The sequence below is a fragment of the Lysobacter sp. 2RAF19 genome (genome assembly GCF_052115395.1).
GTDB lineage: Bacteria > Pseudomonadota > Gammaproteobacteria > Xanthomonadales > Xanthomonadaceae > Noviluteimonas.
The window spans coordinates 244,089-264,277 of the sequence record NZ_JBFRGO010000004.1 but is presented as its reverse complement, the minus strand read 5'-3'; the positions used below and the strand labels follow the sequence as shown (position 1 = coordinate 264,277).

At 67.1% G+C, this 20,189-nt stretch carries 22 protein-coding genes and 1 riboswitch; of the genes, 10 read left to right on the top strand and 12 right to left on the bottom strand.

Translation table 11 applies throughout. From position 1 onward, the window contains the following. The first annotated feature begins 416 nt into the window (after positions 1 to 416). The gene (locus AB4059_RS15300; protein WP_498980054.1) at positions 417 to 875 is read left to right on the top strand and encodes a DUF192 domain-containing protein; all 459 of its coding nucleotides are present in this window, start codon (positions 417 to 419) and stop codon (positions 873 to 875) included. Positions 876 to 921: 46 nt separating this feature from the next. Further along, on the top strand, positions 922 to 1,767 hold the full coding sequence (locus tag AB4059_RS15295; protein ID WP_498980053.1) for a SirB1 family protein: 846 nt from the start codon (positions 922 to 924) through the stop codon (positions 1,765 to 1,767). A 28-nt stretch (positions 1,768 to 1,795) separates the two neighbouring features. On the opposite strand, the gene AB4059_RS15290 is transcribed toward AB4059_RS15295, so the two are convergent. Next, positions 1,796 to 1,984 (bottom strand): rubredoxin, encoded by a 189-nt coding sequence (locus AB4059_RS15290; protein ID WP_498962516.1) that lies wholly within the window; start codon positions 1,982 to 1,984, stop codon positions 1,796 to 1,798. An 84-nt stretch (positions 1,985 to 2,068) separates the two neighbouring features. Here AB4059_RS15290 and thiE point away from each other — a divergent pair, with 84 nt between their 5' ends. Genes thiE through AB4059_RS15275 form a run of 3 tightly spaced genes read left to right on the top strand, consistent with a single transcriptional unit; the run spans position 2,069 to position 4,577 of the window. Then, entirely contained in the window at positions 2,069 to 2,686 is a 618-nt protein-coding gene (thiE, locus tag AB4059_RS15285) for a thiamine phosphate synthase (RefSeq protein WP_498980052.1), read from the top strand. After that, positions 2,686 to 3,969 (top strand): glutamate-1-semialdehyde 2,1-aminomutase, encoded by a 1,284-nt coding sequence (gene hemL, locus AB4059_RS15280; RefSeq protein WP_498980051.1) that lies wholly within the window; start codon positions 2,686 to 2,688, stop codon positions 3,967 to 3,969. The genes thiE and hemL overlap by 1 nt, the downstream gene beginning before the upstream one ends. Further along, positions 3,966 to 4,577 (top strand): HAD-IA family hydrolase, encoded by a 612-nt coding sequence (locus AB4059_RS15275; RefSeq protein ID WP_498980049.1) that lies wholly within the window; start codon positions 3,966 to 3,968, stop codon positions 4,575 to 4,577. Before hemL ends, AB4059_RS15275 begins: the two co-directional genes overlap by 4 nt. A gap of 1 nt (position 4,578) precedes the next feature. On the opposite strand, the gene AB4059_RS15270 is transcribed toward AB4059_RS15275, so the two are convergent. Further along, positions 4,579 to 4,998: a VOC family protein gene (locus tag AB4059_RS15270; protein ID WP_498980047.1), complete on the bottom strand. Its 420-nt coding sequence runs from the start codon at positions 4,996 to 4,998 to the stop codon at positions 4,579 to 4,581. Next, a complete protein-coding gene (locus AB4059_RS15265) occupies positions 4,995 to 5,810 on the bottom strand; it encodes an SDR family oxidoreductase (protein ID WP_498980071.1) in 816 nt (271 codons plus the stop codon). The genes AB4059_RS15270 and AB4059_RS15265 overlap by 4 nt, the downstream gene beginning before the upstream one ends. 51 nt (positions 5,811 to 5,861) lie before the next feature. On the opposite strand from AB4059_RS15265, the gene AB4059_RS15260 reads away from it, so the two are divergent. After that, complete coding sequence (locus AB4059_RS15260; RefSeq protein WP_498980045.1) at positions 5,862 to 7,835, top strand: bifunctional DedA family/phosphatase PAP2 family protein; 1,974 nt, start codon at positions 5,862 to 5,864, stop codon at positions 7,833 to 7,835. 8 nt (positions 7,836 to 7,843) lie between these two features. Here AB4059_RS15260 and AB4059_RS15255 read toward each other — a convergent pair whose 3' ends face one another. From AB4059_RS15255 to AB4059_RS15245, 3 genes are read right to left on the bottom strand one after another with little or no spacing between them, the layout of a single operon-like run. Further along, on the bottom strand, positions 7,844 to 8,422 hold the full coding sequence (locus tag AB4059_RS15255) for an LON peptidase substrate-binding domain-containing protein (RefSeq protein ID WP_498962530.1): 579 nt from the start codon (positions 8,420 to 8,422) through the stop codon (positions 7,844 to 7,846). Positions 8,423 to 8,432: 10 nt separating this feature from the next. Beyond that, a complete protein-coding gene (mpl, locus tag AB4059_RS15250) occupies positions 8,433 to 9,797 on the bottom strand; it encodes a UDP-N-acetylmuramate:L-alanyl-gamma-D-glutamyl-meso-diaminopimelate ligase (RefSeq protein WP_498980044.1) in 1,365 nt (454 codons plus the stop codon). Between the two features lie 19 nt (positions 9,798 to 9,816). Next, complete coding sequence (locus AB4059_RS15245) at positions 9,817 to 10,395, bottom strand: adenylate kinase (RefSeq protein WP_498980042.1); 579 nt, start codon at positions 10,393 to 10,395, stop codon at positions 9,817 to 9,819. A gap of 140 nt (positions 10,396 to 10,535) precedes the next feature. Between AB4059_RS15245 and AB4059_RS15240 the strand changes: the two genes are divergently transcribed. Further along, positions 10,536 to 11,792, top strand: a complete 1,257-nt coding sequence (locus AB4059_RS15240) for a 6-phosphofructokinase (RefSeq protein WP_498980041.1) — start codon at positions 10,536 to 10,538, stop codon at positions 11,790 to 11,792. A gap of 123 nt (positions 11,793 to 11,915) precedes the next feature. Then, positions 11,916 to 12,398: a hypothetical protein gene (locus AB4059_RS15235; protein ID WP_498980072.1), complete on the top strand. Its 483-nt coding sequence runs from the start codon at positions 11,916 to 11,918 to the stop codon at positions 12,396 to 12,398. Between the two features lie 48 nt (positions 12,399 to 12,446). On the opposite strand, the gene AB4059_RS15230 is transcribed toward AB4059_RS15235, so the two are convergent. Next, a complete protein-coding gene (locus AB4059_RS15230) occupies positions 12,447 to 13,004 on the bottom strand; it encodes a hypothetical protein (protein ID WP_498980069.1) in 558 nt (185 codons plus the stop codon). 145 nt (positions 13,005 to 13,149) lie between these two features. On the opposite strand from AB4059_RS15230, the gene AB4059_RS15225 reads away from it, so the two are divergent. Beyond that, the gene (locus tag AB4059_RS15225; protein ID WP_498980040.1) at positions 13,150 to 15,213 is read left to right on the top strand and encodes a sodium-translocating pyrophosphatase; all 2,064 of its coding nucleotides are present in this window, start codon (positions 13,150 to 13,152) and stop codon (positions 15,211 to 15,213) included. 61 nt (positions 15,214 to 15,274) lie between these two features. Here the strand turns inward: AB4059_RS15225 and AB4059_RS15220 are convergent, their stop codons facing one another. Genes AB4059_RS15220 through AB4059_RS15210 form a run of 3 tightly spaced genes read right to left on the bottom strand, consistent with a single transcriptional unit; the run spans position 15,275 to position 16,699 of the window. Further along, complete coding sequence (locus AB4059_RS15220; RefSeq protein ID WP_498962542.1) at positions 15,275 to 15,571, bottom strand: putative quinol monooxygenase; 297 nt, start codon at positions 15,569 to 15,571, stop codon at positions 15,275 to 15,277. Positions 15,572 to 15,630: 59 nt separating this feature from the next. Further along, positions 15,631 to 15,972 (bottom strand): hypothetical protein, encoded by a 342-nt coding sequence (locus tag AB4059_RS15215; RefSeq protein ID WP_498980039.1) that lies wholly within the window; start codon positions 15,970 to 15,972, stop codon positions 15,631 to 15,633. 25 nt (positions 15,973 to 15,997) lie between these two features. Then, positions 15,998 to 16,699: an RNA polymerase sigma factor gene (locus AB4059_RS15210; protein WP_498980037.1), complete on the bottom strand. Its 702-nt coding sequence runs from the start codon at positions 16,697 to 16,699 to the stop codon at positions 15,998 to 16,000. A gap of 145 nt (positions 16,700 to 16,844) precedes the next feature. On the opposite strand from AB4059_RS15210, the gene ppa reads away from it, so the two are divergent. After that, a complete protein-coding gene (ppa, locus tag AB4059_RS15205; RefSeq protein WP_498962548.1) occupies positions 16,845 to 17,393 on the top strand; it encodes an inorganic diphosphatase in 549 nt (182 codons plus the stop codon). A gap of 42 nt (positions 17,394 to 17,435) precedes the next feature. On the opposite strand, the gene AB4059_RS15200 is transcribed toward ppa, so the two are convergent. Continuing rightward, positions 17,436 to 18,113, bottom strand: coding sequence for an ion channel (locus AB4059_RS15200; RefSeq protein ID WP_498980036.1), 678 nt, complete (start codon positions 18,111 to 18,113; stop codon positions 17,436 to 17,438). A 47-nt stretch (positions 18,114 to 18,160) separates the two neighbouring features. Then, entirely contained in the window at positions 18,161 to 20,038 is a 1,878-nt protein-coding gene (gene thiC / locus AB4059_RS15195; RefSeq protein ID WP_498980035.1) for a phosphomethylpyrimidine synthase ThiC, read from the bottom strand. 45 nt (positions 20,039 to 20,083) lie between these two features. Further along, positions 20,084 to 20,176: riboswitch (TPP riboswitch) on the bottom strand. Positions 20,177 to 20,189 lie beyond the last annotated feature (13 nt).

The following is a 20,189-nucleotide window of genomic DNA, read 5'->3' as shown; positions in this document are numbered from 1 at the left end:
CTGGCTAAACAATTGCTTGTTTGCCATTTGAATTGACTTGTTGCTCTGTTACGAACGTCTGCAAGATGGACAACGTATCCACCCGCCAGACGCCCGCACAAGTCACCTGCGCACACTGTCAAAGATCGTCGGGAGCGGCCTCAGCGCCTCCTCCCTTCCCCCGCCGCACCGAAGTGCCCGAGGGAGCCGCACATCATACAGCCCTTCCGGATTCCGTCAACACCCTGTGACGGGGTTTTTTTCGGTCCGCCGGGGCCGGCGAACCGGCACCCGTCGAAGGGGCGCGCATTGTGCATAAGGCTGCCGCGCTTTGGAAGGGGGTGTGCGCGAATCCGTTCAATCCTTCCGCAAACCGCCGCCCCCTTGACGCGGGCGCCGGCCCTCATCGATGTTCAGCGCCCCTGACGGAGACCCCAATGATGCGCCCCCATCTGCGCCGAGCTGCCCTGCTGTCCGCTTCGCTCCTGCTGCTTGCCGGCTGCGCCAGTGCGTCGGGACCCTGGGTCGAACTCAACGGCAAGCGTTACAGCATCGAGATCGCCGACGACGACGCCGAGCGCGCACGCGGGCTGATGTTCCGCGATGCGATGGACGCCGACCACGGCATGCTCTTCATCCACGAAGCGCAGGGCCCGCTGGCCTACTGGATGAAGAACACGCGCATCCCGCTCGACATCCTCTACTTCGACGACGCGCATAAACTCGTGTCGATGCAGCGTGACGTACCGCCGTGCTCGCTCGGCGACCAATGCCCGCCCTATCCGAGCGCCGCGCCCGCGCGTTACGTGCTCGAGCTCAACGCGGGCGAAGCGCAGAAACTCAAGCTGGAAACAGGCGCCGAACTGAAATTCGGGCCGGGCGTCGCACAACCCTGACCGGCGCGGACTTGCAACGAAAGCAACGTGGTTGCAGGCTTGCCGCATGCACGACCGCTTTCCGCTGCCCGACTGGAACGAACTCGCCGGTGCCGACGATCGCACGCTCCCGCTGCTGGGCACCGCGCTGCTGATCGCCCGCGACGAATATCCGCACCTGGATGCGGACCATTGCGACGCGCAAGTGCAAGCCCACGTCGACCACCTGCGCACGCAGGTGGAATCGGTGGAACCCTGGCCGCAGAAGATGGCGGCGATCAACCGCCACCTGTTCGAGGAAGTGGGCTACGCAGGCGACAGCGAGCACTACTACGACCCGCGCAACAGCTATCTCAACGAAGTCTTCGAACGCCGCCTGGGCAATCCGATTTCGCTCGCGCTGGTGCAGATCGAAGTCGCGCGCCGCCTCGGCATCCCGCTCGATGGCGTGTCCTTTCCCGGCCATTTCCTCGTGCGCTTGCCGGTCGACGACGGCGTGCTGGTGATGGATCCGTTCAATCGCGGCCGCCCGCTCGACGAAGACGAACTCCGCCAGCGCGCACGCCCGCACCTCAACGGCGAAGCGCCGGATGATCGCGCGTTGTTCCAGATCCTCAACCCCGCCACGCACCGCGCGATCCTGATGCGCGTGCTGCGCAACCTGCACGGCGTGTACGCCGAACGCGACGATTGGGAACGCGCCGCCCGCAGCGCCGATCGCATCCTGCGCCTGTCGGCCGACAACGGCGACGCGCTGCGCGACCGCGGCCTGGCGTACATGAAGATGGGCTACCGGCAAGGCGCTCGCACGGATTTGGCGCGCTACCTGCAACTGAATCCGGAAGCCCAGGATGCGGGCCCCTTGCGCGAGCGGCTGGTCGAACTCAGCAGCGGCCCGATGCGGATGAACTGACGCGCGTGCGCGTCAGGCGACCCTGCCCTCAAACAACCATCATCTCGAAGTCGTCCTTCGTGACGCCGCAATCCGGGCACGTCCACGTATCGGGCACGTCTTCCCAACGCGTGCCCGGCGCGATGCCTTCTTCGGGCAGCCCCTTCGCTTCGTCGTAGATGAAGCCGCAGACGACGCACATCCAGGTGCGGTAGGCGGTGGCGACGGCGTCGGTCATCGGAGTCCGTAGAATGCTGTTCTGTCGAAGCCGCCATTGTCCCACCGACGGGCCGGCTTCGGAAGCGCACGCCAGGGAAACCGCATGCAAGCCGGCCTGTATCTGATCACGCCCGACGAGGCGGACACCGAACGCCTCGTGGCGCGCGTGAAGCCGCTGCTGGCATTCGCCGAGCTCCTCCAATATCGCAACAAGACGGCCGGTCCGGCATTGCGCGCCGCGCAGGCCGCCGCGCTTGCGCCCTTGTGCCGCGCCGCCGGCGTCCCGTTCATCGTGAACGACGATGCACGCCTGGCCGCCGACGTGAAGGCCAGCGGCGTGCATTTGGGCGAGCACGACGGCACTGTCGCTGCGGCACGCGCGATCGTCGGGCACAACGCAATCATCGGCGTCTCCTGCTACGACGACCTGCAACGCGCACGCGCGGCCGTCGACGCCGATGCCGACTACATCGCCTTCGGCGCCTTTTTCCCGTCATCGACCAAGCCCAACGCACGTCGCGCGACACCCGCGCTCCTCGCCTCCGCCGGTGCGCTCGGCCTGCCGATGGTGGCGATCGGCGGCATCACGCCCGACAATGCGCCTCCCCTGTTGGCCGCGGGCGCGGACCTGCTGGCGGTGGTCGGCGGCGTATTCGATGCGCCCGATCCACTCGCCGCCGCGCGCGAATTCCGGTCGCTCTTCACCGCTTCGAGGCCCTGATGGACACCCGTCGATCGCAAGACCTTTTCGCCCGCGCGCAGCAACGGATGCCCGGCGGCGTGAATTCCCCCGTGCGCGCGTTCAAGTCCGTCGGCGGCGAACCGTTCTTCGTGCAACGCGCCAATGGCGCGTATCTGGAAGACGTCGACGGCAATCGTTACATCGATTACGTCGGCTCCTGGGGCCCGATGATCGTCGGCCACAATCACCCTGACGTCCTCGCGGCGGTGATCGAAACCGCGCGGAACGGCCTGAGCTTCGGCACGCCCAATCCGCTCGAAGTCACGATGGCGGAAACCATCGCGCGCCTGGTGCCGAGCTGCGAAATGGTGCGCATGGTGAATTCGGGCACCGAAGCGACGCTGTCCGCGATCCGCCTCGCACGCGGCGCCACGGGCCGCGCGCGCATCGTGAAATTCGAAGGCTGCTACCACGGCCACGGCGACAGTTTCCTCGTGAAAGCCGGCAGCGGCGCACTCACCTTCGGCGTGCCGACCTCGCCGGGCGTGCCCAAGGCGCTCGCCGATCTCACGCTGACGCTGCCGTACAACGATTTCGACGCCGCGACCGCACTGTTCGACGAAACCGGCGACGACATCGCCGGCCTGATCATCGAACCGGTCGTCGGCAACGCCAATTGCCTTCCGCCGCGCGAAGGCTATCTGCAACATCTGCGCACCCTGTGCTCGCGCCATGGCGCGCTGCTGATCTTCGACGAAGTGATGACCGGTTTCCGCGTCGCGCTCGGCGGCGCGCAGCAGCGTTACGGCGTGACGCCCGACCTGAGCACCTTCGGCAAGATCATCGGCGGCGGCATGCCCGTCGGCGCCTACGGTGGCCGCGCTGAACTGATGCAGCAAATCGCACCCGCGGGTCCGATCTACCAGGCGGGCACGCTGAGCGGCAATCCGGTCGCAATGGCCGCGGGCCTGAAGATGCTGGAACTGATCCAGGCACCGGGTTTCCACGCCGCGCTGGAAGGCAAGACCAACGCCCTGTGCGACGGCTTGGAAGACGCGGCGCGCGACGCCGGCGTGCCCTTCACCACGCAACGCGTCGGCGCGATGTTCGGCCTGTTCTTCAGCGCGGAAAAGGTCGACACCTACGCGCAGGCCGTCGCATGCGACACCGCCGCGTTCAACCGTTTCTTCCACGCGATGCTCGAACGCGGCGTCTACCTGGCACCCTCTGCATTCGAAGCCGGCTTCCTGTCCAGCGCGCACGACGACGCCATCATCGCCGCGACGATCGACGCCGCGCGCGCGGCCTTCAAGACCTTGTGATCGCAACCCCGCCGTCGCTGGTGCTGTTCGACCTCGACGGCGTGCTCGTGTCCTACTCGCACAAGATCCGCGTCGAAACCCTCGGCGCCGCGATCGGCCGCGCGCCGGACGTGGTGTTCTCCGCGTTGTTCGACACGGGCATCGAACCGCAATACGACGCGGGTTTGATCGACGACGCCACGTACCTGGCCGCGTTGTCCGACGCCTTGGATTGCACGGTCGCGTTGCCCCAATGGATCGCGGCGCGCAGCGCGTCGATGCAATGCGAACGCGCGACCTGCGCGCGCATCGCCGCGCTCGCCGGCCGCGCGGAGGTCGCCGTTCTCACGAACAACGGCCCGCTCGTACTCGATTCGCTGCCGAGTCATTTGACCGACGTCATCCCGCGCGCACGCATCTTCTGCAGCAACGTCCTGGGCGTCGCGAAACCCGCGCCGATCGCCTTCCTGCGCGTGGTCGAAACACTCGGCCATGCACCGAATGCGACCTTGTTCCTCGACGACAACTTCGCGAACGTCCAGGGCGCACGCAGCGCGGGCCTGCAATCCGAGCAAGTCCACGCACCCGGCGAAATCGCCGGCATCCTGCGCGATTACGGTCTGGACTGACTTACCACGAACCGGTGTTGGGCATCGACGCCCGCGGTTCGGCCGGCGGCAGATGCCCGTCCTGCAGCAGCTCGATCGAAATCCGGTCCGGCGATTTCACGAACGCCATGTGTCCATCGCGCGGCGGACGATGGATGGTGTAGCCCATCGCCTGCAGGCGTTCGCAGGTCGCGTAGATGTCGGGCACGCGGAAAGCGAGGTGCCCGAAATTGCGTGCACTGCCGTAATCCTCGTCCGAGCCCCAGTTGTAGGTGAGCTCGATCTCGGCATTCGGGGTTTCATCGGCGGCCAGGAAGACGAGCGTGTATTTGCCCGCTTCGTTTTCCATGCGGCGCGTTTCGCGCAGGCCGAGGCCTTCGATGAAGAAGCGCAGCGTCGCGTCGAGGTCGTGGACGCGGATCATCGTGTGGAGGTATTTCACAGGAACAAATCCGGCAACGGGGTTTGCGAAGGATCGACGGCGTAACGCGAGAAATCGGTGACGCCGGCTTCGCGCAGCACGTCTTCGTCGAGCAGGAAGCGGCCGTGGAATCCGCGCGCATCGCGCACGAGCACGGCATGCGCGGCGTCGGCGACGATCTCCGGCGTGCGGCAACGCGCCACGTCGATGCCGGGAATCATGTTGAGCGCGTCGGTGCCGATGATCGTCCGCGGCCACAGCGCGTTGACGGCGACGCCTTGCGGGCCGAACTCGGCGGCCAGCCCGATCGTCACGAAGCTCATGCCCATCTTGGCCAGCGTGTAGCCGGTGTGCGGGCCCCACCATTTCGGGTCCAGGCTCGGCGGTGGCGCGAGGGTGAGGATGTGCGGGTTGTCGGACTTCGCAAGGTGCGGCAGGCAGGCCTGCGCGCACAGGAAGGTGCCGCGCGCGTTGACCTGCTGCATCAGGTCGAAGCGCTTCATCGGCGTGCCGAGCGTGCCGCGCAACCAGATCGCGCTCGCGTTGTTCACGAGGATGTCGATGCCGCCGAAGGCCTCGACCGTCGCGGCCACGGCCGCGTGCACCTGGTCTTCTTCGCGAATGTCGCAACGCAGGGCCAGGCCCTTGCCGCCGAGTGCGTCGATTTCCGCCGCGGCGGTGTGGATGGTGCCCGGCAGCTTCGGATTCGGGACGGTGGACTTCGCGGCGATCGCGACATTCGCCCCGTCGGCCGCCGCGCGGCGCGCGATGGCAAGCCCGATTCCGCGCGAAGCGCCGGTGATGAAGAGCGTCTTTCCTGCGAGCGTGGCCATGTCGTCGCCGTTGCGTTCTGGAACCGTCATTCTGCTCCCTATAATCGGCCCATGCCCACCCACTGGCTCGACGCCACCATCGCCTGGATCACCGCGCACCCGCGCGCGGCAGGTCTGTTGATTTTCGCGATCGCCTTCTGCGACGCGCTGGCGGTCATCGGTATCGTGGTGCCGGCTTCGCCCTTGCTGTTCGCGGTGGGCACGATGGTCGGGCTCGGGCATATCGACGGCACCTATGCGGTCGCGTGCGCGTCGGCCGGCGCATTCGCCGGCGATGCGCTGAGTTTCTGGATCGGCCATCGCTACGGCGCGCAGATGCGCGGGCTGTGGTTGTTCCGGCGCTATCCGCAATTGCTCGACCGCGGCGAACGCGTGTTCCGCCGCCACGGCAGCAAGGGCATCGTGATCGCGCGCTTCGTTGGCGCGGTGCGGCCTTTCGTTCCGGCGATTGCGGGCATGCTGCACATGCCCTTGCGCCGCTATGTGCCGATGAGCGTGCTCGCGGCGGTCCTGTGGGCGCTCGCGTATCTCGCACCGGGCTGGATCTTCGGCAAGTCCTACGAAGCCGTGGCCGCGGTCGCCGACCGGCTCGCGCTCGTGGTCCTGGCGCTCATCGCCGCATTGCTGCTGGTCTGGGCCGTCGTGTTGTACACGTGGCGCTGGTTCTCGCGCCATGCCGATCGCCTGCTCGCTCGCGCCTTGAAGTGGACGAGCGCGCATCCGCACCTGGGCCGTTATGCAGGCGCGTTGATCAATCCCAATCGCCCCGAGTCGGCGTCGCTGCTGATCCTCGCCGTTTGGTTGTTCGCGATCGCCTGGGCGTGGGGCGCGTTGCTCACGCTGTTGTGGGCGCGCGGCGGGCCGCTGCTGCTCGACCACAGCGTGCGCGAGGCGATGGCCGCACTGCGCAATCCGCTGGCCGATCGCATGATGGCCGCGCTCGACACGCTCGGCGATGCGATCGTGCTCGGCCCCGCCGCCATCGCCGCATTGCTCTGGTTGCTGTTCCGCAGGCGCTGGATCGCGGCGGCGCACTGGGTGGCGGCGCTCGCCTTCGGCTTCGCGCTCACCGCGGGCCTGGCGTGGCTGTTGCCGGCCGATGCGCAGGGCGCTGCGTTCGGCGTGCCCTCGGTCGAAGTCACGATGGCGACGATCACCTTCGGTTTCCTCGCCGTGTTGATCGCGCGCGAATTGCCGGGCCGCGATCGTCAATGGCCGTACATGATCGGCGGTGCGATCACCACGCTGCTCGGCTTCGCCGAGTTGTACCTGGGCGCGCATTGGCTGAGCGACGTCATCGGCGGGATGTTGTTCGGCATCGTCTGGGTGCTGGTGTTGGGCATCGCCTATCGGCGGCACGTCGCACGGTCGTTCTGGATGCGGCCGCTCGCGCTCGGCTTCTACGGCGTGTTCGCGATCGCGGCGCTGTGGCACGCGCCACGCAGCATCGAGGCGACGCTCGCCGAACACGCGCCCGCGCCGCCACCGCGCACGCTCGCGCTCGAAACGTGGTGGACGTCGGCCTGGTCGCAGTTGCCCGCGCAGCGCACCGAAACCGATCCGCTGCGCCGTTGGGCGCTGGATCTCCAATACGCAGGATCGGCGGGTGCGCTGCAGCGGCGCCTGGAAGCGCGCGGCTGGCGCGTGCAGCCGCAGGCGGGCTGGATCGCGACGCTGGGCCTGCTCGACGACGACAAATCGCCCGCGCATCAACCCGTGTTGCCCGCCACGCTCGACGGACGCCCCGAAACCTTGCTGATGCGTCGCGCGCTCGGGCCGAACGATGCGCTCGTGCTGCGCCTGTGGCTGGCGCCGGAACAATTGCAGGGCGCGACGCCGTTGTGGATCGGCGCGACGCAGCAGTTGCATTACTCGCGGCCGCTCAAGTTCTTCGGCCTGTGGCGCCCGGTCGCCGATGGCGGCCAGTCGCATGCGGCGCTGGTGCAGGATCTTGCGGGCTTTCCGCAACAAGCCTCGCTTCACCCGGGAAGCGAGCTTCCCGTGTTGCGCGTGCGCGAACGCTGATCAGCTGATCAACTGATCCAGCGCAACATCCAGTCCAGGCGCGCGTGCGGGTCGTCCATCTGCAGCAGCGCCTGGCGCTGCGATTCCTGCAACGGCAGCAATTCGGCCAGGCGCCAGCCGACCCACGAGGCTTCATCCATGCGCGCCGGCGGTGGGTTGGCATATTCGCCGCCGACCTGTTCGAGGATGCGTTCGAGGATCAGGCCCATCGTCGCGTGCTCGGGGTGCAGCTCGTCGTCGGGATCGAACTCGCACCACTCCACGTCGGCGAGCAACAACCCGTTGTCGCGCACGTGCGTGGTGCCGACGCGGAACCGCCGCCCGCCGCGGATGCGCAAATGCAGCAGTCCGTCGTCGCCCGTGCTGAAATCTTCGATGCGCGCCTGCGTGCCGAACTTCGCGGGCGTCGCCGGTGCGCCGACTTCATCGCCGATCAGGATCAGGCAGACGCCGAAGCCGCGCGACTCGCGCGTGCATTCGCGCACCAGGTCGAGGTAACGACGTTCGAAGACGCGCAGCGAGAGCGACGCGCCCGGCAACAGGACGCTATGCAGCGGGAACAATCCGAGCGTCGGCGAATTGCGCACGACGCGCGTCTCAACTGCCCGCGAGCGCGGCGAGGAAACGCCGCGGCGCGCCGTCGAATCCCCCGTTCGACATGAACACCACGTGGTCGCCCGCGCGCACATGCGTGCGCAAGGTCGCGATGAGCGTGTCGACATCGGGCGCGGTGACGCCTTCGCCCTTCAGGCCGGCGACCACCTTGCCGGCGTCCCATTGCAGTTCCGGGCGATGCAGGAAGACGACGACATCCGCGCCGTCGAGCGAGGGAGCGAGTGCATCGGCATGCGCGCCCAGGCGCATCGAATTGCTGCGCGGTTCCATCGCCACCACGATGCGTGCATCGCCGACGCGTGCGCGCAGGCCCGCGAGCGTGGTCGCGATCGCGGTGGGATGGTGCGCGAAATCGTCGTACACCATGATGTCGCGCGCCTGCCCGATCACTTCCATCCGGCGCTTCACGCTGCGGAAGCGCGCGAGCGATGCGAGCACGGTCGACACATCCACGCCGACCGCGTTCACCGCCGCGAGCGCGGCGAGCGCGTTCATCACGTTGTGGCGGCCGAGCAAGGGCCATTGCACGTCGCCGATCTCGCGGCCGCGATGCACGACCGTGAAGTGGCTGCCGTCGTCGGCCCGCAGCTTCGCGCTCCAGTCGAATGCATCGCCGTCCAGGCCGAAGGTTTCCACCGGCGTCCAGCAGCCCATTTCCAGCACTTCGGTGAGGTGCTTGTCTTCGCCGTTGACGATCAAACGACCGCGCCGCGGCACCGTGCGCACCAGATGGTGGAACTGGCGCTGGATGGCCGCGACATCGGGAAAGATGTCCGCGTGGTCGAATTCGAGATTGTTGAGGATCGCGACCGTCGGCTTGTAGTGCACGAACTTCGAACGCTTGTCGAAGAAGGCCGTGTCGTATTCGTCGGCTTCGACCACGAACTCGCGGCCCGTGCCCACGCGCGCGGACACGCCGAAATCCTCCGCCACCCCGCCGATCAGGAAGCCCGGCGCACGGCCCGCGTTTTCGAGCAGCCAGGTGAGGATCGTCGTCGTGGTCGTCTTGCCGTGCGTGCCGGCCACCGCGAGCGTTTCGCGGCCGGGCAGCACGCGTTCGCTCAACCACTGCGCACCGGAGATGTAGCGGCGGCCTTCGTCGAGCACCTGCTCGACCGCGGGATTCCCGCGCGAGAGTGCGTTGCCGACGATGATTTCGTCGCAATCGCCGGAGATGTGTTCGGGCGCATAGCCCTGGCGCAGCGCGATGCCGAGTTGTTCGAGCTGCGTGGACATCGGCGGATACACCGCCTGGTCGCTGCCTTCGACTTCGTGCCCGAGCTCGCGCGCGAGCGCGGCCACGCCGCCCATGAACGTACCGGCGATGCCGAGGATGTGGATTTTCAAAACGACTCCCGTGCGGGGCTCAGCCCACTTCCTTGACCGGCGCGATCGCCTCGAGGATGCGGGTGAACACCGCGTCCAGCGAACCCACGCCGTCGACGACGGTGAGCTGGCCGTGCTGGCGGTAGTAGTCGATCACCGGTGCGGTGGAGGCGGTGTAGACCTCCAGGCGCTTGCGCACCGCCTCGGGGCTGTCGTCGGCGCGACCTTCGGCCTTCGCGCGGCCGGCGATGCGCTCGACCAGCATTTCGGTCGGGCATTCCAGCTGCACCGCGAAATCGAAGGGTGCCTTCAAGCGGCCGAGCAAGGCATCGAGCGCGTCGGCCTGCGCCAGGTTGCGCGGATAGCCGTCGAGGATGAAACCGTTGCGCGTGTCGGGCCGCGAAAAGCGGTCCTCGAGCATGCCGAGCAGGATCGCGTCGGAGACCAGCTCGCCGCGCGCCATCACTTCCTTCGCTTCCAGGCCGAGCGGACTGCCGGCCGCCACTTCGGCGCGCAACAGGTCGCCGGTCGAAATATGCGGCACCTGCAGGTGCTCTTTCAGGCGGGTCGCCTGCGTGCCCTTGCCCGAACCGGGCGCGCCCAACAAGACCAATCGCATCCAGGACTCCCGAGAAAGCCATTCCATGTCGGCCGCGACGCGTTGACAGGGGGCGGCGCTACACTCGCCCGCCCACTCCCACGCATGTGGCCGTTTCGTCGGGCACTTTACCCCAACCCGACCCCGGCCCACGACCTCACATGGCCAACGGAACCCTGCTGTACGCCCAATCGGGCGGCGTCACCGCCGTCATCAATGCCACCGCGTCGGCCGTCATCACGGCCGCCCGCGCCCGCAAGGTGAAGGTGCTGGCCGCGCGCAACGGCATCCTCGGCGCGCTGCGCGAGGACCTGATCGACACCTCGAAGGAGCCGCTGTCGGCCATTCGCGCCCTGGCGCATACCCCGGGCGGCGCGTTCGGCTCCTGTCGCGTGAAGCTCAAGTCGCTGGAAGCCGACCGTGCGCGCTATGCGCGCTTGCTGGAGGTGTTCAAGGCGCACGACGTGCGCTGGTTCCTCTACAACGGCGGCAACGATTCGGCCGACACCGCGCTGAAGGTCTCGCGCCTGGCTGAAGAATTCGGCTACCCGCTGACCTGCATCGGCGTGCCCAAGACGATCGACAACGACCTGGCGGTCACCGATTGCTGCCCGGGCTTCGGTTCGGCCGCCAAGTACACGGCCGTTTCGATCCGCGAATGCGCGCTGGATGTCGCCGCCATGGCCGACACCTCCACCAAGGTCTTCGTGTACGAAGCGATGGGCCGCCACGCCGGCTGGCTTGCGGCCGCCGCGGGCCTGGCCGGCCAGGGGCCCGACGAAGCGCCGCACATCATCCTGTTCCCCGAGCGCCCGTTCGAGGAAGCCGCCTTCTTCGCGCAAGTGAAGAAGACCGTCGAGCGCGTCGGTTACTGCGTCGTCGTCGCGAGCGAAGGCATCCGCACCGCCGACGGCACCTTCGTCGCCGATGCGGGCGGCGGCAAGGATGCGTTCGGCCATACGCAACTGGGTGGCGTGGCCTCGCATTTGGCCGCGCGCGTGAAAGACACGCTCGGCTACAAGGTCCATTGGACGTTGCCGGATTACCTGCAGCGCTCCGCGCGCCACGTCGCGTCGAAGACCGACCTGGACCAGGCGCAGGCGGTCGGCAAGGCCGCCGTCGAATACGCGCTCAAAGGCATGAACGCGATGATGCCGGTGATCCAGCGCATGGCGCAGACCCCGTATCGCTGGAAGGTGGTGCCGGCGAAGCTGGAAGACATCGCCAATCACGAAAAGACGATGCCCGCCGATTTCCTGCGCAAGGATGGCTACGGCATCACGCCTGCCGCGCGCCGCTACCTGGAACCGCTGATCCGCGGCGAAGCACCGCCGCCGTATGGGCGCGATGGTTTGCCGAAGTACGTCGTGCTCAAGAACGTTGCGGTGAAGAAGCAGCTGCCGGCGTTCGAAGGCTGACTGGTGGCATAACACGGTGGCCCAGTGGGGACACGTTCGGCGAGGTCCCCGACGGCGTTCACACGGCTCGATGAATGCGCGGGGTTAGGCTCGCCACTTCCCCCGTCGAGCAGGAGTCGCCCCATGTCCCATCGCATCACCCAATGCGTCATCGCCCTCGTCTTCGCGATGGTCGCGCTGCCGGCATTCGCGCAGAAGGTCAAGATCGAAAACCAAGGCCAGGCCGCGGTGGACGTCGCCGCGCACGAGCTCAACGAGCAGGCCGTCGAGCAGGATGTCGGCAAGGCCCCGGCCGGCAAGGCGCAGGTGATCTTCTTCCGTTCGTCCAGTTCGCCCGGCGATCCGATCGGCGTGCGCGACGCCGCCGGCGGCGTGTCGCTCATCGACCTGGAACCGGGCATGTACTTCGTTTCCACCGCGGCGCCGGGCACGCGTGCTTACGCGACTGCGGATACGGGCCCGTTCTCGATGGACCTGGATGCCGGCCGCACGTATTACGTGCAGGTCATCCGCAAGCGCGGCGGTGCGGCGCAGTTGATTCGCTCCAGCGCGGAGAAGTTCATGCGCGCGGGGAATGCGAACAAGTCGACCGACGTCGCGCACTGAGGCAAACCCTCCCCGGCCCTCCCCTGCCGTCGCAGGGGAGGGAGCAAGTCACTTACTGCACGCCTTTCCTTCGACGGCCATCGCCACGGCGAACATCGGCACCGACGGCGTCTTCGCGCGTGCCTTGTCCGTTGCTTCCTTCAGGTAAATCCGCGAGCGCCCCTGCGCATCGAGGTCCGGCGGCGCGGCCTCCGCGGGTTTGCGCCACACGCGCACGACCGCTTCCTGCGCCGGGCACGACGCGCTGGGCACGCGGATCACGTCGTTGAAGATCCATCCGTCCTTCGTCGAAGGCTTCACCTTCGCCGCATCCACCAGGCGCGCGCGCGGCTGGCAGTTCGCGCTGGTGCGCGCGAGCGTGAACTTGTACGGGTCCGCCGCCTGGCCGGTGAACAGGCCCTCGATGCGCGCGCAGGCTTCGGGAATCGTGCGCAGCGTGTGCGCTTTTCCATCCGCTTGTGGCGTGGAGGCCTCGCGTTTGATCTCGGGTTTGGGGTCGTCCCCCGCGGACGCCAGACACGGCGCGAGGGCAAGCAACAACAGGCAGGCGGGGGCGAGGCGCATCGTGGCTCCGGGAGCGTGATTCCGAGGGCGGCAGGCTGGCATGCGCGGTCTGAACACCGGCTCACGGCAACTGTCCGCGAAGCTGTGCGATAGTCGGGCCGTTGCCGCCAGTTTTCCCGGTTTTTGCCGCGGCGCAACAATTCCAACGCGTTCATCCGTCATCCCATTGTCGCCCCGGGGAGGGTTCATGCTGGAGCAGTACGGTTTGATCCTGGCGCTGTCTTGCGCCGTCGTCGCCATCCTGTACGGACTGTGGTCCGCTTCATGGATCAACTCTCGCCCCGCCGGCAATGAGCGCATGCAGGAGATCGCCGGCGCGATCCAGGAAGGCGCACGCGCTTACCTCAATCGGCAATACATGACGATCGCGATGGCGGGCGTCGTGCTTTTCGTCCTTATCGGTTTCTTCCTCGGCTGGCATACCGCGATCGGCTTCCTGATCGGCGCGGTGCTGTCGGGTGCGGCGGGCTACATCGGCATGAACGTGTCGGTGCGCGCCAACGTCCGCACCGCCGAAGCCGCGCGCAGCGGCATCGGCCCGGCGATGGACGTCGCGTTCCGCGGCGGTGCGATCACCGGCATGCTCGTCGTCGGCCTCGGCCTGCTCGGCGTCGCCGGTTACTACATGATCCTGTTGCAGATGGGCCTGCCCGAAGAACGCGCGCTGCATGCGCTCGTCGGCCTGGCCTTCGGCGCTTCGCTGATCTCGATCTTCGCGCGCCTCGGCGGCGGCATCTTCACCAAGGGTGCCGACGTCGGCGCCGACCTGGTGGGCAAGGTCGAAGCGGGCATTCCGGAAGACGACCCGCGCAACCCGGCGGTCATCGCGGACAACGTCGGCGACAACGTCGGCGACTGCGCGGGCATGGCGGCCGACCTGTTCGAAACCTACGCGGTCACCATCATCGCGACGATGCTGCTCGGTGGCCTGATGGCCGCCGGCGCAGGCAAGCACGCGGTGCTGTATCCGCTGGTGCTCGGTGGCGTGTCGATCCTCGCCTCGATCATCGGCGCGTTCTTCGTCAAGGTGAAGGCGGGCGGTTCGATCATGGGCGCGCTGTACCGCGGCGTGATCGTCTCGGCGGTGCTCGCGGCCATCGCGTTCTACCCGATCACGCAACAGTTGATGGGCGATTTCCCGCAGGGTTCGCTGAACCTGTACTTCTGCGCGCTCATCGGCCTGGTGCTCACCGGCGCGATCGTGTGGATCACCGAGTACTACACCGGCACGCAGTACAAGCCGGTGCGCCACGTCGCGCAAGCTTCGACCACCGGGCACGGCACCAACATCATCGCGGGCCTGGGCGTGTCGATGAAGTCGACCGCGATGCCGGTCATCGCGGTGTGCGCGGCGATCTGGCTGGCGTTCCACTTCGGTGGCCTGTACGGCATCGCGATCGCCGCCACGTCGATGTTGTCGATGGCGGGCATGATCGTCGCGCTCGACGCCTACGGCCCGATCACCGACAACGCCGGCGGCATCGCCGAGATGGCCGAGCTTCCGCCGGAAGTGCGCGCGGTGACCGATCCGCTCGACGCGGTGGGCAACACGACCAAGGCGGTGACGAAGGGGTACGCGATCGGTTCGGCCGCGCTCGCCGCGCTCGTGCTGTTCGCCGACTACACGCACAACCTCAACATCGTCGGTGCCGCGAAGGCCGCGGCGGCGGGCGTGACGACGCCGTTCGAGGGCATCCGCTTCGACCTGTCCGACCACGAGGTGGTCATCGGCCTGCTGATCGGCGGCCTGATCCCCTACCTGTTCGGCGCGATGGCGATGGAAGCGGTCGGCCGCGCGGCCGGTGCGGTGGTGGAGGAAGTGCGCCGCCAGTTCCGCGACATCCCCGGCATCATGCAGGGCACCGGCAAGCCGCAATACGACAAGGCCGTGGACATGCTGACGAAGTCGGCGATCAAGGAAATGATCGTGCCTTCGCTGCTGCCCGTCGCCGTGCCCGTCGTCGTAGGCCTGCTGCTCGGCCCGAAGGCGCTGGGCGGCGTGTTGATCGGCACCATCGTCACCGGTCTGTTCGTCGCGATCTCGATGACGACCGGCGGCGGCGCGTGGGACAACGCGAAGAAGTACATCGAAGACGGCCACTTCGGTGGCAAGGGCTCCGAGGCGCACAAGGCCGCGGTGACCGGCGACACCGTCGGCGATCCCTACAAGGACACCGCCGGCCCGGCCGTCAATCCGCTGATCAAGATCATCAACATCGTCGCGCTGCTGCTGGTGCCCTTGCTCCACTGACGGCGAAGCCATCCTGCGACACGGAACGGCGGCCCCAGGGCCGCCGTTTTGTTTGGCGCGATCAGTTCTTCGCGGCCATCAGGTCGATCTTGTCGATCGTCGGCGGCTTGGCGAGCAGGCGATCGGCGTTGTCCATCAGCGCCTTCGCGATCTGGCCCTGCAGGTGCGCTTCGCGCCCGTGTTCGTCTTCGAAGGTATCGAAGATGCCGAACGAGGTCGGGCCCGAGCGAAATGCATACCACGTGCGCGTTTCATGTTCGCCCTGCGCGATCGGCAGCGCCCCGGCGAGCAAGGTCGCCACCTCGCGTTCCATGCCGGGCTTGGCCTCGAGCTTGGCGAGCAAACCGTACTTCAGCATGGTCGGAACTCCGGCGTTGGGAGTTCCGACGCTAGCAGGCGATGCGTTCGTTCCGCGTGTCAGATCACCGCACTCAGCAGCACGAGGAAACCGACGAGCGCCAGGCCCGCGTGCATCAGGACGACGCCCTTGGGCGGGATCGCCTTCTTCAGGTGCAGCGAGGCGAGGTAGAAGCCGCCAAGCGCGGCGACGACGAGCAACCCCAGCGCGCCGACGATGCGCCCGCCCGCCGAGCCCTGCACGACCTGCACGATCAACAGCAGCAGGCCGGTGGCGCCGAGTAACGCATGCAGGAGCGACAGCGACCAGGGCGCGAAATGCCCGCGGAGGACGTTGGACGCAAGAATGAGACCACCGAGCGCGCCGATGGCGAAGACGATGAGAGCGTAGGTCGTCAGCATGGGTTTTCCCCTTGGTTGAAAAAAGTCAGTCGCGCAGGCGCGCGCCGATCCGTTCGAGCACGCCGCGGGTCATGCGGTCACAACGCGCGCCGAGGAACGGGAAGGCATCGGTCATCGTCGTGGCGAGGCGATCGTGCAGCGCGGTCCGCAACATCCTGCGCGCCCGGTGCAGGCGTGTCTTCACCGTTTCGGGCTTGAGGCCCAGGCTGGTCGCGGTGTCCTCGACGCTGCACTCCTCGATCTGCCGCATCACGAACACCAAACGGAACGGCTCAGGCAACTCGTCCACCGCGTGTTCGAGCAGGCGCCGGATTTCGCTGCGCGCCGCGCTCGCCTCGGGGTCCTCGCTGCCGAAACGCGAGGGAAATGCGATCACGCGCCCTCCTTGCTGCAGTGCTTCGACGGTATCGAACTCGACCGTGGGCTTGCGCGCGCGCAAGCGGCCGTTGGCTTCGTTGAGCACGATGCGGGTGAGCCAGGTGGCCAGCGACGACTCCCCGCGAAAGTCGCCCAGGTGTTCGAAGGCGGCGACGTAGGCGGCCTGGACCACGTCCTCGGCTTCGGCGTCCTCGTGCACCACGCCGCGCGCGATCCGGAACAGGCGCCGGTTGCAGCGCTGCATGATCTCGCCGAACGCCTCGCGCCGGCCTGCGCGCGCCAGCGCCACCAGGGTGGCGTCGTCGAGCTTTCCGAAGTCGACCAGGGGGCCGTGATCCTGCGGAACCATGTGGTTTCTCCCGTCCTTTTCCATCCGATGCGCCGGAAGGCGGGAGGTTCCCGCCTATAATCCGCGCGGTTTTCCTCCCCCTTCCCCTCCCTTCCCCCCAGCCGGCCCCGCACGGGCCGCGCCAGCACGTCGGAGCAACACAGCAATGGGCCTGGACCTCGTCCCCACCGGCAAGAACCCGCCGGACGAAATCAACGTCATCATCGAGATCCCGAAGGACGCCGAACCGGTGAAGTACGAGGTCGACAAGGCCTCCGGCGCCATCTTCGTCGATCGCGTGCTGTCCACGCCGATGCGCTATCCCTGCAATTACGGCTACGTCCCCCACACCCTGTGCGGCGACGGCGACCCGGCCGACGTGCTGGTGTTGATGCCCCTGCAGCTGATCCCCGGTTCGGTCATCCGAGTGCGCCCCGTCGGCGTGCTGCGCATGCAGGACGAAGCCGGCAACGACGAGAAGATCCTCGCCGTCCCGGTCACCAAGGTGTATCCCGGTTACGCCCACATCGAAGGCCTGGACGACGTGCCGCAACACTGGCGCGACCGCATCGCGTACTTCTTCGAGCACTACAAGGACCTGGAACAGGGCAAGTGGGTGAAGCTCGAGGGCTGGGGCGACACGGCCGAAGCCAAGCAGATCATCGTCGAGGCGATCGCGCGCTACAACGAAAGCGAAGAGAAGCCGAATTTCTAAGCGACGAACGACGAACGACGAAGGGCGCCACGGCGCCCTTCTTCATTTCTGCTGCTGGATGATCGTCAAACCGATCAGGCGCGAGACCACCGTCGCGATGTAACCCACGCCCGCGATCTGTTCGAGCATCGTCAACACGCGCGCCGGTGCCGTCACCGGCAGCACGTCGCCCAGGCCGGTCGCCGACAGATTGCTGATGCTGAAGAACAGCAACTCCAGCCACGTGCGTTCGCGATCGGGATCGATGCCGGTGAAGCTGCCCGGATACCACGCCTGGCAGACGAAGTACGCATAGGCGAATCCCCACGCGATCAAGGTGAAGGTCGCGCCCGCCGCGAACAGTTCGTCCGAGGACACGCGCGTGTCGCGCATCATGTAGAGGATCAGGCCCGCCGCCGCGTAGAAATACAGCAGCGCTTCGAGCGACGCGGCCAGTGGCAGCAGGCGCATGTCGTCGAACCAGCAGATCCACAAGGTCAGCAGCAACGAGGGCACCGCCAACAACCACGCCAGGATGTTGAGCGCGGGACCGCGGCTCACGGTCCACACCGCGAGCGGGACGATGACCACCGCCACGCCCCCGAACAACATGCGCCCCTCGTTGCTGTCATCCATCAAGGGATACAGCAACAGGCTCAGCAACTGCGCCGCCAGCAGGAAGGCGGACGGATGGCGCCGCGCGAGCATGCGCCAGAGCGAGAAGCGGAGGACCTCGTGCATCCGGCGATCTTAGCGGCTCGCGTGAACGCCGCGTATTGCCCGAAGGGTCATTCGGGCCGGTAGACCTCGGCGCCTTGTGCGCGGAATTCTCCCGCCTTCTCCGCCATGCCCGCCTCGATGGCCTGCGCTTCGTCCACGCCGTGTTCGGCGGCGTAGTCGCGCACGTCCTGCGTGATCTTCATCGAACAGAAGTGCGGGCCGCACATCGAGCAGAAATGCGCGAGCTTGTGCGCGTCCTTCGGCAGGGTTTCGTCGTGGAAGGCCTTCGCCTTTTCCGGATCCAGACCGAGATGGAACTGGTCTTCCCAACGAAACTCGAAACGCGCCTTCGACAACGCGTTGTCGCGCACCTGCGCACCCGGATGCCCTTTGGCGAGATCGGCCGCATGCGCGGCGATCTTGTACGCCATGATGCCGTCGCGCACGTCTTCGCGATCAGGCAGGCCCAGGTGTTCCTTCGGCGTGACGTAGCACAGCATCGCCGTGCCGAACCAACCGATCATCGCCGCACCGATCGCACTGGTGATGTGGTCGTAACCCGGCGCGATGTCGGTCGTCAGCGGGCCGAGTGTGTAGAACGGCGCTTCGCCGCATTCGGCGAGCTGCTTGTCCATGTTCTCCTTGATCAACTGCATCGGCACGTGGCCGGGGCCTTCGATCATGGTCTGCACGTCGTGCTTCCACGCGATCTTGGTCAGCTCGCCGAGCGCCTCGAGTTCGCCGAATTGCGCGGCGTCGTTCGCATCGGCGATGCAACCCGGGCGCAAGCCATCGCCGAGCGAGAAGGCGACGTCGTAGGCCTTCATGATTTCGCAGATGTCTTCGAAGTGCGTGTAGAGGAAGTTCTCGCGATGGTGCGCAAGGCACCACTTGGCCATGATCGAACCACCGCGCGAGACGATGCCCGTCACGCGCTTGGCCGTCAGCGGCACGTGGCGCAGCAGCACGCCGGCGTGGATGGTGAAGTAATCCACGCCCTGCTCGGCCTGCTCGATGAGCGTGTCGCGGAACATCTCCCACGTGAGTTCTTCGGCGCGGCCGTCGACTTTTTCGAGTGCCTGGTAGATCGGCACCGTGCCGATCGGCACCGGCGAGTTGCGCACGATCCATTCGCGCGTCTCGTGGATGTGCTTGCCGGTGGACAGGTCCATCACCGTGTCGCCGCCCCAGCGGATCGCCCACACGAGCTTTTCGACTTCCTCGGCGATGCCCGAGGACACCGCGCTGTTGCCGATGTTGGCGTTGATCTTGGTGAGGAAGTTGCGGCCGATGATCATCGGCTCGCTCTCGGGGTGGTTGATGTTGTTGGGCAGGATCGCGCGGCCGCGTGCGATTTCGTCGCGCACGAATTCCGGCGTGATGCGCGCCTGGATCGACGCGCCGAAGGCCTGGCCCTTGTGCTGCGCGAGCAGGCCGGCGTCGCGCATCGCCTCCAGGCGCTGGTTCTCGCGGATGGCGACGAATTCCATCTCCGGCGTGACGATGCCGCGGCGCGCGTAATGCATCTGCGTAACGTTGGCGCCGGCGCGCGCGCGGCGCGGCAGGATGCGGCCCGGAAAGCGCACCGCGGACAGGCGCGGATCGTGTTCGCGCGTGCGGCCGAATTCCGACGACAGCCCCGCGAGCGTTTCGGTGTCGTTGCGTTCTTCGATCCAGCGCGCGCGCAACGCGGGCAGGCCCGCGGACAGATCGATGGCGGCCGCCGGGTCGGTGTACGGACCGGAGGTGTCGTACACGGTGATCGGCGGGTTGTCTTCGCCGCCGAACAGGGTCGGCGTGCGCTGCTGCGCGATCTCGCGCATCGGCACGCGCAGGTCGGCGCGCGAGCCCTCGACGAAGATCTTGCGTGAACCGGGGATCGGGCGAACGACTTCTTCGGACAACGCCTGGGCGTCGCGGATCAGATCGGAAGGCACAGCGTTCATGGGCATCGTCCAAGGGGGATTCACGGGACGAAGCGGGCGACGGACCTGGGTCCGGCGAAGGCTCCCTACGGCGGTTTCAACCGCGTCAGGTTCGAAGGGTCTGTCTCAACCGGCATGCCGGTACCCCCGCTTCGGGGCGTATTGCACCACG

Excerpts from the sequence above, each read along its gene's own strand:
- AB4059_RS15240 (WP_498980041.1), top strand. The coding sequence starts at position 10,536 with ATGGCCAACGGAACCCTGCTGTACGCCCAATCGGGCGGCGTCACCGCC.
- AB4059_RS15300 (WP_498980054.1), top strand. The coding sequence starts at position 417 with ATGATGCGCCCCCATCTGCGCCGAGCTGCCCTGCTGTCCGCTTCGCTC.
- AB4059_RS15200 (WP_498980036.1), bottom strand. The coding sequence starts at position 18,113 with ATGCACGAGGTCCTCCGCTTCTCGCTCTGGCGCATGCTCGCGCGGCGC.
- AB4059_RS15260 (WP_498980045.1), top strand. The coding sequence starts at position 5,862 with ATGCCCACCCACTGGCTCGACGCCACCATCGCCTGGATCACCGCGCAC.
- hemL (WP_498980051.1), top strand. The coding sequence starts at position 2,686 with ATGGACACCCGTCGATCGCAAGACCTTTTCGCCCGCGCGCAGCAACGG.
- AB4059_RS15225 (WP_498980040.1), top strand. The coding sequence starts at position 13,150 with ATGCTGGAGCAGTACGGTTTGATCCTGGCGCTGTCTTGCGCCGTCGTC.
- AB4059_RS15290 (WP_498962516.1), bottom strand. The coding sequence starts at position 1,984 with ATGACCGACGCCGTCGCCACCGCCTACCGCACCTGGATGTGCGTCGTC.
- thiC (WP_498980035.1), bottom strand. The coding sequence starts at position 20,038 with ATGAACGCTGTGCCTTCCGATCTGATCCGCGACGCCCAGGCGTTGTCC.
- AB4059_RS15295 (WP_498980053.1), top strand. The coding sequence starts at position 922 with ATGCACGACCGCTTTCCGCTGCCCGACTGGAACGAACTCGCCGGTGCC.
- AB4059_RS15230 (WP_498980069.1), bottom strand. The coding sequence starts at position 13,004 with ATGCCAGCCTGCCGCCCTCGGAATCACGCTCCCGGAGCCACGATGCGC.
- AB4059_RS15235 (WP_498980072.1), top strand. The coding sequence starts at position 11,916 with ATGTCCCATCGCATCACCCAATGCGTCATCGCCCTCGTCTTCGCGATG.
- thiE (WP_498980052.1), top strand. The coding sequence starts at position 2,069 with ATGCAAGCCGGCCTGTATCTGATCACGCCCGACGAGGCGGACACCGAA.
- AB4059_RS15245 (WP_498980042.1), bottom strand. The coding sequence starts at position 10,395 with ATGCGATTGGTCTTGTTGGGCGCGCCCGGTTCGGGCAAGGGCACGCAG.
- ppa (WP_498962548.1), top strand. The coding sequence starts at position 16,845 with ATGGGCCTGGACCTCGTCCCCACCGGCAAGAACCCGCCGGACGAAATC.
- AB4059_RS15265 (WP_498980071.1), bottom strand. The coding sequence starts at position 5,810 with ATGGCCACGCTCGCAGGAAAGACGCTCTTCATCACCGGCGCTTCGCGC.
- AB4059_RS15210 (WP_498980037.1), bottom strand. The coding sequence starts at position 16,699 with ATGGTTCCGCAGGATCACGGCCCCCTGGTCGACTTCGGAAAGCTCGAC.
- AB4059_RS15220 (WP_498962542.1), bottom strand. The coding sequence starts at position 15,571 with ATGCTGAAGTACGGTTTGCTCGCCAAGCTCGAGGCCAAGCCCGGCATG.
- AB4059_RS15215 (WP_498980039.1), bottom strand. The coding sequence starts at position 15,972 with ATGCTGACGACCTACGCTCTCATCGTCTTCGCCATCGGCGCGCTCGGT.